Origin of the sequence: Lachnospira rogosae (ex Hitch et al. 2025), assembly GCF_040096455.1 — a bacterium.
GTDB classification, from domain to species: Bacteria; Bacillota; Clostridia; order Lachnospirales; family Lachnospiraceae; genus Lachnospira; species Lachnospira rogosae.
In genome coordinates this window covers 1-13,576 of sequence record NZ_JBBMER010000007.1, presented here as the reverse complement: position 1 = coordinate 13,576, position 13,576 = coordinate 1, and the positions used below count along the sequence as shown (strand labels likewise).

The window sequence follows — 13,576 nt, the reverse complement described above, 5'->3', positions numbered from 1 at the left end:
AAAATGTATATAGTCTACTTCATAAGTTAATATTTTAGCAAAGCAGTTGAAAAGCTGTGACGCAAAGCCAAAGGGTCCTCACCTTTATAGCAGTATTTATATGGCAGCCTGGTAACACCAGCAGGAATATTAATATTGCTTATGTTAAGGAAAGACAGCCGGTTGCACTGTTTATTCATTGAGTTATTATAATGGTTTAATTAACATTTGCCTGTAATATTATTAGCGTGGCTGATGTTAGTAAGGTCTGTTTGATATATTATGAAGTATACATTTAAAGCATCCGGTAACGGGTGCTTTTTGTTTTGCGTTTAATATCTGGTAAAGATGATGCATAAGCATTATTTTTATATACTAACCCTCGCATTCCTCTCCCGTTGTGCGAGGGTTATTTTTATTGTAACAGGAAATTCTTATAGAATTTCCTGTTACAATAAAGGCACTATGTGCTGGTGATGCACACTCGCGTGAAGATGCAATTTGGCGCAAGCGACCACGCTCGGCGCGGGAATGTGCAAAGCACATTCTTTTTTGTAATAGAAAATCTCTTGCAATTAAGTGTAATTTATGATACCATTCTTTGTGCGTAGCACAATTGTCTTTCTGAGATGAACAATTTGCTGCAGCAGGACTATATATATAAGGAGAAGTATGAAAGAGAATATTAAGTATTATGTTGTTAAGCAGAAAGCTCTTCCAGAGGTACTGTTGAAGGTAGCAGAAGCTAACAGACTTATAGAAAATCAGAATATCTCCATAGCAGATGCGACAGAAAAAGTGGGAATAAGCAGAAGCTCTTATTATAAGTATAAAGATGATATATTTCCATTCAGGGACAATTCTAAAGGTAAGACAATAACATTTGTATTATCAATGGAAGATGAACCGGGGCTTTTATCAGTTGTGCTTAAGAAAGTTGCAGAATTTAAGGCAAATATACTTACAATTCACCAGACGATTCCTGTTAATGGCATTGCTTCTCTTACGCTTAGTGTTGAGATACTTCCAACGACAGGTGATGCTTCTATGATGATAGAAGAGATTGAACAGCTTAACGGAGTAAGATATTTAAAGATATTAAGCAGTGATGCGTCACTTTAATATATTGGTGGGGAACTGATATATTAGTGAACATATTAGTTTCTTGAACCTGCATAATGAAGAACAATAAGATTAAATGGAGGATAGTATGGCAAAGATAGCAGTTTTAGGTTATGGTACTGTTGGATCAGGTGTTGTAGAGATACTTGATGCGAACGCAGAGTCAATATCAAAAAAGGCAGGCCAGCCTATTGAGGTAAAGAGTGTATTAGATTTAAGAGATTTCCCTGGTGATCCAATTCAGGAAAAGATTGTACACGATATAGACCTTGTTATTAATGATGATGAGATAGATGTAGTAGTAGAAGTTATGGGTGGTGTTGAACCGGCATTTACATTTGTTAAGAGAGCACTTGAAGCTGGGAAGAGTGTCTGTACATCTAACAAGGCGCTTGTTGCGGCACACGGAGCAGAGCTTCTTGCTATGGCTAAGGAACGCAGCCTTAACTTTATGTTCGAGGCATCAGTAGGCGGTGGAATTCCTATTATCAGACCACTTAATCAGGCACTTACAGCAGATGAGATAACTAAGATTACAGGTATTATGAATGGAACAACTAATTACATTCTTACAAAGATGAGTAATGATGGAAGTTCCTATGAAGAAGTGTTAAAGGAAGCACAGGCATTAGGTTATGCTGAAAGAAATCCGGAGGCAGACGTTGAAGGATATGATGCCTGTAGAAAGATAGCTATTCTTACTTCTTTAGCAGATGGCAGGACGGTTAATTTTGAGGAGATAACAACAGAGGGAATTACTAAGATTTCCAATGAAGATTTTGCATATGCCAGAAAACTTAATAGCGTTATAAAGCTTTTGGCAACAAGTTACAGAAAAGACGGAAAGGTATATGCTATTACAGCACCATTCCTTATTGATACAACACATCCGCTCTACAATGTAAATGGAGTTCTTAACGGAATATATGTTAATGGTAATATGGTAGGCGATGTTATGTTCTTTGGTGCTGGTGCAGGAAAGCTTCCAACAGCAAGTGCTGTAGTTGGAGATATAATAGATTGTGTTAAACATAAGGGAACTAATGTCTGTGTAATCTGGGATGATGAAAAGCTCGAACTTGCACCTACCAGAGATGAAGTCAGAAGCTTCTTTGTAAGAGTTAAAGGTAATGCTTCTGATACAGCTATGGTTAAAGAACAGTTCGGTGATGTAGAGATTATCACAGTTGATGGTCTTGATAATGAATTCGGCTTTATAACCGACAGGATGACAGAAGAAGCATTTGATAAAGCAGCATCTAATGTAGATATGATTTCAAGAATAAGAATAGACGATACAAAGCTTCAGTGATATCAATGGGTGTTAATATAGTCGGATGATAGATATATGAAAGAGCTGAATATATAAGAGTGCTAAAAGTATGAGAGTGCTGAATATATAAGAATGCTGAGATATTTAGAGTATAAATACTAAACAATTAAGATATAATTATAAGGGAGAATTAGTAATGGTTAAAGTAGTTAAATTCGGTGGAAGTTCACTTGCAAGTGCAGATCAGTTTAAGAAGGTTGGTAACATAATAAGAGCTGAGGAAAGCAGAAGATATGTAGTTCCATCTGCACCAGGAAAGAGATTTTCAGAGGACACCAAAGTAACAGATATGCTCTATAAGTGTTATGCAGAGGCAGAAGCTGGAAAGAATTTTGATAAGCAGTTAAAGGCTATTGAAGAAAGATACAATGAGATTATTAAAGGACTTGGCTTAAAACTTTCATTAAAGGAACAGTTTGAAACAATCAAGAAGAACTTTGAAAGTAAGGCGGGCAAGGACTATGCGGCTTCAAGAGGCGAATACCTCAATGGTATAATAATGGCTAATTATCTTGGTTATGAGTTTATAGATGCAGCAAGTGTTATCTGCTTTGACCCAGAAGGAGAATTTGATGGTGAGAAGACTAACAAAGTTATGGCTGACAGATTGGCTAATGTTGAGAAAGCTGTAATTCCAGGCTTCTATGGTGCTATGCCTAACGGAGAAGTTAAGACATTCTCAAGAGGTGGTTCAGATGTTACAGGTTCTATTGTTGCAAGGGCAATAAAGGCTGATGTATACGAGAACTGGACAGATGTATCAGGATTTCTTGCAGCAGACCCAAGAATAGTGGACAATCCAAGATCAATTGAAGTTATTACATACAAGGAATTAAGAGAACTTTCTTATATGGGTGCTACAGTTCTTCACGAATCAGCAATATTCCCGGTAAGAAAGGAAGGAATTCCAATCAATATCCGTAATACTAATGCACCACAGGATAAGGGTACAATGATTGTTGAGACAACTTGTAACAAGCCAGACTGCATAATTACAGGTATTGCAGGTAAGAAAGGTTTTGTATCAATCACAATTGATAAGGATATGATGAACTCGGAGATAGGATTTGGACGTAAGGTGCTTCAGGTGTTCGAGGACAATGGAATATCATTTGAGCATATGCCATCAGGAATTGATACAATGACTGTATTTGTACATCAGGATGAATTTGTTGAGAAGGAACAGAAGGTTCTTGCACAGCTACACAGAGCAGTTAATCCAGATAGCATTGAACTTGAATCAGATCTTTCGCTTATTGCTGTTGTTGGACGTGGTATGAGAAATAACTCAGGTCTTGCGGCTAATATATTCTCAGCTCTTGCAAAGGCAAAGATTAACATTAAGATGATTGATCAGGGTTCTAGTGAACTTAATATTATTATTGGTGTAAGAAACAGATACTTTGAAGATGCTATTAAGACTATTTATGATGTATTTGTTCCTAATAACAAATAATAAAAAACATAATATAAGGGGGTTTTACATATGAAGGAAGCAAAGAATGAATTAATGCAGTTTGTTGCAGGCATAATAATGCTTGTTGTAGGTTTGTATATATTCTCTCAGAAGGTAATTGTATTTTCAGGCTTTTTCTCATTCGGTGGAGGAAGATTTTCTTCCGGTTTAATAGTTGTGCCATTGATAATAGGCATAGTATGGATGTTTGTCAGCGGTGCGAATTTCGCCTCAAAGGTATTTACAGTATTAGCGGTGATTATAATAATTGCATCGGTTGTTATGACAACTAATATACATTTAAGTGCAATGACACTTTATGACTGGATACTTATACTTGTTCTTATATTCGGCGGTGCCGGACTTGTTGGAAAAGTGCTTTTTGCTGGCAATTTCTCAGATGACAAAGGCAGAAAAGGCGGAAATAAGAAAGCTGATGATGTTTCATCAAGCGTAAAGAATATTGATGATGAGCTTGAGCAGTTAAAAAAGAACATAAAGTAAATACAGGCTCACAACCAATATTGGTGGAATGATAAATATTTATTAAGGGATGATATATTCACAATAAAAAATGCCTCAAACGGCATAAAACAGCACTATATAAGCTGTATCTTAAATCATACTGTATACACGGTATAATAAGATATTGCTTATATGGTGCTTTTTCATTTAAGGCTTACAATTTAATGTGGCTTGATAATAGATTGCTCAATTGGTATAATTAATCGTTAGATAATTATTATAAATATATAGTTGAATGGAGTTTAATAATGGATATTATTAAGAAAATTGCGGAAGAACTTGAAGTTAAGACATCACAGGTAGATGCAGCAGTCAAGCTTATTGATGAGGGCTGCACAATACCATTTATTGCAAGATACCGAAAGGAAGTTACGGGTGCATTGAACGATGAACAGCTCCGTGCTCTTGATGACAGACTTAAATATCTTCGTAATCTTGAGGATAGAAAGACGCAGGTTATAGCAAGTATAGAGGAGCAAGGAAAGCTCACAGAGGAGTTAAAGGAACAGATTATAAAGGCTGAAACTATGGTTTTAGTCGAGGATTTATATAGACCATATAAGCAGAAGAGAAGAACAAGAGCAACTATTGCCAAGGAAAAAGGTCTTGAGCCATTAGCAGCTTATATTAAAGAACAGAATGCTGTTAAAGATATATTAACAGAAGCTGCTAAGTATATATCTGATGAAGAAGGTAAGGAAGTAAATTCGGCAGATGAAGCTGTTGCAGGAGCACTTGATATAATTGCAGAGCAGATATCAGATGTCGCTGATTACAGGACATATATAAGAGATATAACATTTAAAGAGGGCAAGCTTGTAGTAACTGCCAAGGACGAAAATGCAGACTCGGTATATGAGAATTACTATGATTACAATGAAGCTATAGCCTCTATTCCAGGACACAGAATACTTGCTATCAACAGAGGAGAGAGCGAGAAGTTCTTAACAGTAAAGGTCGAAGCACCTAAGGACAGAATATTAAGATATCTTGCCAAGCAGGAGATAACAGCAGATAATGAATTTACAACACCATATCTTACAGCATGTATAGAAGACTCTTACGACAGACTTATTGCACCAGCAATAGAAAGAGAGATAAGAAGCACATTGACAGATAATGCACAGGACGGGGCTATCAAGGTGTTCGGAAAGAACTTAGAGCAGCTTTTATTGCAGCCACCAATAGCAGGCAGGGTTGTGTTAGGCTGGGATCCGGGCTTTAGAAATGGCTGTAAACTTGCTATAGTTGATGCCACAGGAAAGGTGCTTGCAACTAAGGTTGTATATCCAACAGAGCCATTTAACAAGGTTGAGGAGACTAAGAAAATAGTAGCAGACCTTATTAAGAAATATGGTGTTACACTTATATCTTGTGGAAATGGTACTGCTTCAAGAGAGTCAGAACAGATAATCTCAGATATGATAAAGGAATATAATCTTGCAGGCGTAGATTATGTTATAACTAATGAGGCAGGAGCATCTGTATATTCGGCAAGTAAGCTTGCTACAGAAGAATTCCCTGATTTTGATGTGAACCAAAGAAGTGCCGTATCAATAGCAAGAAGAGTGCAGGATCCACTTGCAGAGCTTGTTAAAATTGATCCTAAATCAATAGGTGTAGGACAGTATCAGCACGATATGAACCAGAAGAAGTTAAGTGAGACGCTTGGAGGAGTAGTTGAAGACAGCGTTAATAAGGTTGGTGTAGATCTTAATACAGCTTCAGCTTCACTTCTTGAATACATTTCTGGAATATCTAAGTCAGTTGCCAAGAACATAATTGATTACAGGGAAACTAACGGAAGATTCACTAACAGAAAGCAGCTTTTAAAGGTTGCCAAGTTAGGACCTAAGGCATTTGAACAGTGTGCAGGATTTATGAGAATAACAGGCGGTGATAATCCTTTTGATGCAACAAGCGTTCACCCAGAAAGCTATGAAGCTGCTGCTAAGCTTTTAAAGGTTATGGGCTATGATATTAACCAGATAAGCTCAGGAGAACTTATCGGTCTTAAATCAAGAATTGAAGATATGAGTAAGCTTGCAGATGAACTTGGAATAGGAACTATGACATTAGAGGATATCGTTAAAGAGCTTGAAAAGCCGGGAAGAGATCCAAGAGATGAAATGCCAAAGCCAATACTTAGAAAAGATGTTCTTGATATGAAAGATCTTACACCGGGTATGATACTTAAAGGTACAGTAAGAAATGTTATAGATTTCGGTGCATTTGTCGATATCGGAGTACATCAGGACGGACTTGTACATATTTCACAGATGAGCGCAGAAAGAAGAATTGAACACCCTCTTGATATCGTGAGCGTTGGAGATATTGTAGATGTCAGGGTTATAGATGTTGATACTAACAAGGGTAGAATATCATTATCTATGATTTTAGATGAAAAGGAAGCTGCCAATAGAAGCTATAAGAACAATTCAGACAAGAATGGCGACAAGAAGAATAATAAGAATAATGGCAGCAGGAATAATAAAAATAATGCTGGCAGAAAGTCATCTAAACAGCAGGGGCTTAATTTAAGAGGCCTTGAGAAGTTTATGCACTAATTATCCTGCACTGACAGCAAAGAAAGTATACAGAAAGCCGTAAACAGGCTTATAGGCAGGTTGAAATTTAAGATGATTGGAATGCGTTTTGTTAAGGAGAAGGTGTATGGCTGATAATATTATGAATGATAATGCAAAAGATAATAATGCAGACAATAATGTAATAGAATTTGACAGCAAGGTCACAGAAAAGGATTTACTTAGATTTAAGTTTTATCATAAGTATCACACAATATCAGGTATGGCAGAGATAATGCTGGCCCTGATAATGATAGTTCTCTGTGTTATATCAATAGGCAGGGTTAACGCTTCATATTCACTTATGGTAGGTGTGTTTGGTGTATTCTTTCTTGTGTTCCCATCGGTTGATATGAAGCACAGGGCTAAAAGACAGATGGAAAAGGTTGTTACATTTAAGGAGCAGGTGCATTATAGAATAGATAATAAAGGCATAACTGTGAGTCTTAATGATGTAACAGAAACACTTGGCTGGGACAAGATTTACAAGATTAAATTTGATGGTGCTAATATCGATGTTTATATGACAACAGTCAATGCCAATATTATTCCTGTAAGGGATTTTAACGGCAGGGCAGATGAGTTTATAAGAATGGCACAGCAGCATCTGAAGCCATTCCAGATAAAAGTTGATGTTAAGAAAATGAATAAAGTAGCATAAAAGGAATTAAATATGATAATAGAGACATTTGATTCAAAGCAGACATATGAACTTGGCTATAAGCTTGGCTGTGAGGCAAAGGCAGGAGATATATATTGTCTTGACGGCGAGCTTGGAGTTGGTAAGACAGTATTTACACAAGGCTTTGCCAAGGGCCTTGGAATAGAAGAACCTATTAATAGTCCGACTTTCACAATAGTACAGGAATATACACAAGGACGTATTCCATTATACCATTTTGATGTATACAGAATAAGTGATGTGTCAGAAATGGACGAAATAGGATATGAAGAATACTTTTACTCAGACGGAGTGTGCCTTGTTGAATGGGGAAAGCTTATAGATGAGCTGTTTCCGGACAATACAACATATATCTCAATAAGTAAAGATTTATCAAAAGGTTTTGATTACAGAAAGGTAGAAGTAGCCACTAAAGAAATGGAGGATTAGTATGAAGGTTTTGGCAATTGAAAGTTCTGCTGTAACAGCTTCTGTTGCAATTATGACGGAAGATACGCTTATAGCAGAATATACAATTAATTATAAAAAGACACATTCCCAGACATTGCTTCCTATGATAGATGAAATATGCCGTATGACAGAAAATAATGCGGCGGACTGCGATATAATTGCAGTATCCAATGGTCCGGGTTCATTTACGGGTTTAAGAATTGGTGCGGCAACAGGGAAGGGTCTTGCACTTGCACTTGATAAACCAATGGTGGCAGTTCCTACGCTTGAAGCTATGGCATACAACTTTTATGGTGATGACAGGATTATATGTCCTGTTATGGATGCAAGAAGGGCACATCTGTATAGTGGTCTTTACCGTTTTGAGAATGGAAAGCTTATAACTGTCCACGAACAGTGCCTTATATCATATGGAGAGCTTGCAGGAATCCTTAATGAAGTAAAGGAAAAGGTTGTGTTCGTTGGAGATGGAATAGCGGCAGCTAAGGACTATTTTAAGGATAATCTTACCTGCAATTACACATTCAGCCCAGCCGGTTTAAGGACACAGAGGGCTTCATCGGTTGCCCTTGCAGCTATTGATATGGCTAATGAGGGAAAGACAATCGGATCAGATATGTTAAAGCCAGATTATCTTCGTCCATCACAGGCTGAAAGAGAACATAGTGGGAAGAGGGCATAATTATGGAATATCATATAAGACCAATGGAAGACAGAGATATTTCAACAGTTGAACAGATAGAAAAAAGTATATTTTCCCTTCCGTGGTCGGCTAAATCCTTTGCAGATGCAGCTAATACACCAGAAAATGTATATCTTGTATGTGAGTGTACAGGAGAGATAGCAGGTTACTGTGGTATGTGGACTGTGTTAGGAGAGGGCAACATAACCAATATTGCGGTTTCTCCTTCATATAGAAGAAGTGGTGTTGCAGAAGCACTTCTTAAGGAGCTTGAAAGACGGGCAAGATTAAAAGATGTGACTGTATTCTTTCTTGAAGTAAGACAGAGCAATGAAGCAGCCAAGAGGCTTTATGAGAAATTAGGTTATTCTCCAATCGGTGTAAGAAAGAGATTTTATGAAAAGCCGGTTGAAGATGCAATAGTTATGTCCAAATCATAATATTATTAACAAGATGGAAGGAGACGATATGTTAGATGTATGTTTATTAGGAACAAGCGGAATGCTTCCTTTGCCTGGAAGATGGCTTACATCTTTAATGACACGCTATAACGGCAGCAGTCTTTTAATAGACTGTGGTGAGGGAACACAGATAGCTATCAAAGAAAAAGGATGGAGCTATAATCCGATAGATGTTATATGCTTTACACATTACCACGCTGACCATATAAGCGGACTTCCGGGTCTGCTGCTTACAATAGGCAATTCTGACAGGAAAGAGCCATTGACGCTTGTAGGTCCTAAGGGACTTAACAGAGTAGTGTCAGCATTGAGAGTTATTGCACCGGAGCTTCCATTTGAAATAAAGACGATAGAACTGACAGGGCAGCAGGAACATTTATCAGTCAAGGGCTATGAGATTGATGCATTCCGTGTAAACCACGCAGTTACCTGTTATGGATACTCAATTAATATTCCGAGAATAGGCAAATTCAATGCTGATAAGGCGAAAGAGCTGGGTATTCCGTGCAGGGTCTGGAATAAGTTACAGCATGGTGAAGAAGTTACTATGGAAGGGGTTACATATACTCCGGATATGGTTATGGGAGCACCAAGAAAGGGTATTAAGCTTACTTACTGTACTGATACAAGACCTGTGCAGTCAATAGTAGATAATGCAGCAGGTTCAGATTTATTCATATGTGAAGGTATGTATGGAGAAAAAGATAAAGAGGCAAAGGCTAGGGAATATAAGCATATGACATTTTATGAGGCGGCAGATATAGCAAGGAAAGCAGAAGTTAAGGAAATGTGGCTTACACACTATAGTCCATCGCTTGTCCGTCCGTCAGATTATGTAAAGAATATCAAGTCTGTATATTCAAATGTATGTGCGGCTAAAGATGGACAGAGCGTGACACTTACGTTTGAAGATGAGGAGTAGCCTATGAAAAAACATTTAAGATGGATAATTGCGATTATTGTATTAGCGGTTATGGGTGTTGCGTACTATTATTATCTTGCCAATAAACCAGCAGATAAGGATGCAACAGAGTCTGTTGCAGATAGTAATAGTGAGTTGTCATATCTTGTATCCAGAAATATTGAAGATAACTATCCAGAGTCAGTAAGAGATGTTGTAAAATTGTATGCAAGAATAACAAAAGCTTATTATGAGTCTGATGTGTCAGAAGAGAATATAGAAAAGCTTGGCAGACAGGCACGCATATTATTTGATGACGAATTAAAGAATACCCAGACAGAAGATGAATTTTTAAGTGCTTTAAAAGAAGATATAAGCATTTACAGAAATAATAATGCCAAAATAAGCAGTTTTAATATACAGACGGCTAATAATACCAGATATACCAAATTTAACAACAGAGAGTATGCTTCTATAGAGCTTGTATACTATATTCGTGAAGGCACACAGCTAAGAACATCAGGCACTAAATTCACGCTTAGAAGAGATAACTCAGGTAAATGGAAGATACTTTACTGGGAATTAGTGGACTCAGTGGATTTAAGCTGATTTTAGTTAGACTTTAATGGATTAAGCTTGAAATTAATAAATTAGGTATAATCTTAATGGATTGAGTATGATTTTAATATATTTAAGTTCAATTTTAATGGTTATAAGCAGAATTTTGGACGATTCAATTATTGATTAATCAATATATAGAAGGTATTTTTGGGCAGATGAGAGGTAATTCAATGAAAAATGAGAAAGATGTACTGATACTGGCAATAGAGAGTTCTTGTGATGAAACTGCAGCGGCAGTAGTAAAGAACGGAAGAACAGTATTATCAAATGTAATAAATACTCAGATAGCAATTCATACTGAATATGGTGGAGTTGTGCCTGAAATAGCATCAAGAAAGCATATAGAGAATATTAATCCGGTAATACGAGAAGCTCTTAAAGAAGCAGATGTCACATTAGATGACATAACAGCTATAGGAGTAACATATGGACCGGGGCTTGTTGGTGCATTGCTTGTAGGTGTGGCGGAAGCTAAAGCTATAGCGTTTGCAACAGACAAGCCATTGGTAGGAGTTCATCATATAGAAGGACATATTGCGGCTAATTATATAGAGAATAAAGAGCTTAAACCACCATTTGTTGCACTTGTAGTATCAGGCGGACATACACATCTTGTAAAGGTTGTTGATTATGGCAGATACGAGATAATAGGAAGAACAAGAGATGATGCGGCAGGAGAAGCATTTGACAAGGTTGCAAGAGCAATAGGGCTTGGCTATCCTGGCGGACCAAAGATTGATAAAATAGCTAAAGAGGGCAATCCTGATGCTATAGTATTCCCAAGAGCACATGTTGATGATGCACCATATGATTTTTCGTTCAGTGGAATTAAATCGTCAGTGTTAAATTACATTAATTCAGCGGAGATGAAAGGTGAGACAATTAACAGGGCAGATGTGGCGGCTTCATTCCAGAAAGCTGTTGTAGAAGCACTTGTAACAAGAGCAATCAGTCTTGCTAAAGAAACAGGAATGAACCAGCTTGCAGTAGCAGGAGGAGTTGCGTCTAATTCTGCACTTAGAAAAGCATTATCAGAAGAGTGCGATAAGAACAATATCAAGTTCTATTCACCATCACCAATATTATGTACGGATAACGCAGCTATGATTGGTTGTGCAGCTTATTATGAGTATATGGCAGGTACAAGACATGGATATGACCTTAATGCAGTACCTAACCTTAAATTAGGAGAACGAATATGAATTGCGCTATAGTTCTTGCTGGTGGTAAGGGAACCAGAATGAATAGTGAGATACCAAAGCAGTTCCTTGTGGTTGGTGGAAAGCCTTTGATAAGCTACAGCCTTGATGTATTTGAGAAAAGTCCGTTTATAGATGCTATAATAATTGTCACATCCCAAGACTATACAGGTTATATGAAAGCCCTTGTTAAAGAAAATGGCTATAAAAAGATAGCAGGTATAGCCTTGGGCGGCAAAGAACGCTACGACTCTGTACATTCAGGACTTGAGCTTATTCAAACACTGATGAGCAGTGGGGCTGGGCAGTTATCAAGGGATGAAGAATGGTTATCAGGCGAGGACTATATATTTATCCACGATGGGGCAAGACCCTGCGTAACTGCACAGATAATATATAATTGTATGCAGGATGTAATGGAATATAAAGCGTGTGTGGCAGCAGTACCGGTAAAAGATACAATAAAGGTGGCTGATAAAGCTGGAATGTCTGTTAATACACCAGATAGGAGCACACTGTGGCAGATACAGACACCACAGGTGTTTGAAGCTGGTCTTATAAAAGAAGCATACGAAAGGCTGTATAATGATACGACAGCAGGCAACATAACAGATGATGCTATGGTTGTGGAGCACTATATGGATAGGACTGTGAAAATGACAATGGCAGACTATAAGAATATAAAAGTAACAACGCCAGAAGATATGGACATAGCAAGGATATTTTTAAAGGCATAGGCAAATTACCTGTGCCAGACAATATGTAGTGATATGGTAATATGTAGTGGTATAGTATTATGTATTGATTATTATGTGTTATATATTAATTATAATATATAGATTTATATTGTTTCACCAGCCTGCCTTCAGGATTTGCCTTAAGGTGTTTAGCAGATATATAGATTTATATTATTTTTATCAGTCTTTTTGCATTGGTATCTCTGAAAACAGATTGGAAAGCTGAAATGGAAATATTGGTCTGAAACCCAGTGAAATAGCCACTTTTGAAGCTCGTAAAATGGTATTGAAGATGAAAAACATAAAAAAGTTTAAAAAAGTTTGAAAAATGTGTTGACAAAACATAATACGAATGATAATATAACTAAGTCGTCAGCGAGACGAACAAAACACAGATGAATATGTGGAATATGGAGAGGTACCGAAGTGGTCATAACGGGGCGGTCTTGAAAACCGTTTGTCTTCACGGGCGCATGGGTTCGAATCCCATCCTCTCCGCTGAAAACCATCTATCATAACTTAGATGGTTTTTTTATGCCAAAGCTTGCAGGTAGCTGCTAGTGATGGAACGGATAACATAATTGATTATATATTGAAGGCATCTGATACAATGTGAGTACACGTTAGTACAATACCAACAATATAGAAACTAAAGTTAAAAAGTTTAAAAAACTTGTTGACAAACATCAAACAAAATGTTATTCTATCATAGCTGTCAGCGAGAAACGCTGGTTGCTAACAGATAAGAAGCAAACGCTTCTTGATAATGAACTTTGATAACTGAACAGAAAGACAACCTTGAAAATTCTTTTTAGAATTTCGAGATGAGTACAATAATTCATT

Annotated in this window: 13 protein-coding genes, 1 tRNA gene and 1 riboswitch; all 14 genes read left to right on the top strand. The window is 37.2% G+C overall.

Annotated elements, in window-relative coordinates; translation table 11 throughout:
* Nucleotides 1-26: 26 nt before the first annotated feature.
* A riboswitch (cyclic di-GMP riboswitch) is annotated at nt 27-120 on the top strand.
* Between the two features lie 531 nt (nt 121-651).
* On the top strand, nt 652-1,101 hold the full coding sequence (locus WMO14_RS09645) for an ACT domain-containing protein (RefSeq protein WP_055177278.1): 450 nt from the start codon (nt 652-654) through the stop codon (nt 1,099-1,101).
* A gap of 88 nt (nt 1,102-1,189) precedes the next feature.
* Nucleotides 1,190-2,413, top strand: coding sequence for a homoserine dehydrogenase (locus tag WMO14_RS09640; protein ID WP_349153738.1), 1,224 nt, complete (start codon nt 1,190-1,192; stop codon nt 2,411-2,413).
* A 157-nt stretch (nt 2,414-2,570) separates the two neighbouring features.
* A complete protein-coding gene (locus WMO14_RS09635; RefSeq protein ID WP_055177283.1) occupies nt 2,571-3,890 on the top strand; it encodes an aspartate kinase in 1,320 nt (439 codons plus the stop codon).
* Nucleotides 3,891-3,920: 30 nt separating this feature from the next.
* A complete protein-coding gene (locus tag WMO14_RS09630) occupies nt 3,921-4,394 on the top strand; it encodes a hypothetical protein (RefSeq protein ID WP_349153737.1) in 474 nt (157 codons plus the stop codon).
* A gap of 269 nt (nt 4,395-4,663) precedes the next feature.
* On the top strand, nt 4,664-6,982 hold the full coding sequence (locus WMO14_RS09625; RefSeq protein WP_055177285.1) for a Tex family protein: 2,319 nt from the start codon (nt 4,664-4,666) through the stop codon (nt 6,980-6,982).
* A gap of 106 nt (nt 6,983-7,088) precedes the next feature.
* Nucleotides 7,089-7,661 (top strand): YcxB family protein, encoded by a 573-nt coding sequence (locus tag WMO14_RS09620; protein WP_022503040.1) that lies wholly within the window; start codon nt 7,089-7,091, stop codon nt 7,659-7,661.
* Between the two features lie 12 nt (nt 7,662-7,673).
* Complete coding sequence (gene tsaE, locus WMO14_RS09615) at nt 7,674-8,111, top strand: tRNA (adenosine(37)-N6)-threonylcarbamoyltransferase complex ATPase subunit type 1 TsaE (RefSeq protein WP_022503039.1); 438 nt, start codon at nt 7,674-7,676, stop codon at nt 8,109-8,111.
* A 1-nt stretch (nt 8,112) separates the two neighbouring features.
* Nucleotides 8,113-8,814 carry a tRNA (adenosine(37)-N6)-threonylcarbamoyltransferase complex dimerization subunit type 1 TsaB gene (gene tsaB, locus WMO14_RS09610; protein ID WP_022503038.1) on the top strand — a complete coding sequence of 234 codons (702 nt, stop codon included), beginning with the start codon at nt 8,113-8,115 and terminating at the stop codon, nt 8,812-8,814.
* 2 nt (nt 8,815-8,816) lie between these two features.
* Nucleotides 8,817-9,254, top strand: a complete 438-nt coding sequence (gene rimI / locus WMO14_RS09605) for a ribosomal protein S18-alanine N-acetyltransferase (RefSeq protein WP_090140469.1) — start codon at nt 8,817-8,819, stop codon at nt 9,252-9,254.
* Between the two features lie 28 nt (nt 9,255-9,282).
* A complete protein-coding gene (locus tag WMO14_RS09600) occupies nt 9,283-10,197 on the top strand; it encodes a ribonuclease Z (protein ID WP_055177292.1) in 915 nt (304 codons plus the stop codon).
* A 3-nt stretch (nt 10,198-10,200) separates the two neighbouring features.
* The gene (locus WMO14_RS09595; RefSeq protein WP_022503035.1) at nt 10,201-10,785 is read left to right on the top strand and encodes a DUF6715 family protein; all 585 of its coding nucleotides are present in this window, start codon (nt 10,201-10,203) and stop codon (nt 10,783-10,785) included.
* A 182-nt stretch (nt 10,786-10,967) separates the two neighbouring features.
* On the top strand, nt 10,968-11,999 hold the full coding sequence (tsaD, locus tag WMO14_RS09590; protein ID WP_022503034.1) for a tRNA (adenosine(37)-N6)-threonylcarbamoyltransferase complex transferase subunit TsaD: 1,032 nt from the start codon (nt 10,968-10,970) through the stop codon (nt 11,997-11,999).
* Nucleotides 11,996-12,733 carry a 2-C-methyl-D-erythritol 4-phosphate cytidylyltransferase gene (ispD, locus tag WMO14_RS09585; protein WP_022503033.1) on the top strand — a complete coding sequence of 246 codons (738 nt, stop codon included), beginning with the start codon at nt 11,996-11,998 and terminating at the stop codon, nt 12,731-12,733. The genes tsaD and ispD overlap by 4 nt, the downstream gene beginning before the upstream one ends.
* Nucleotides 12,734-13,145: 412 nt before the next feature.
* Nucleotides 13,146-13,231 (top strand) — tRNA-Ser (locus tag WMO14_RS09580).
* The last annotated feature ends 345 nt before the right edge of the window (nt 13,232-13,576 follow it).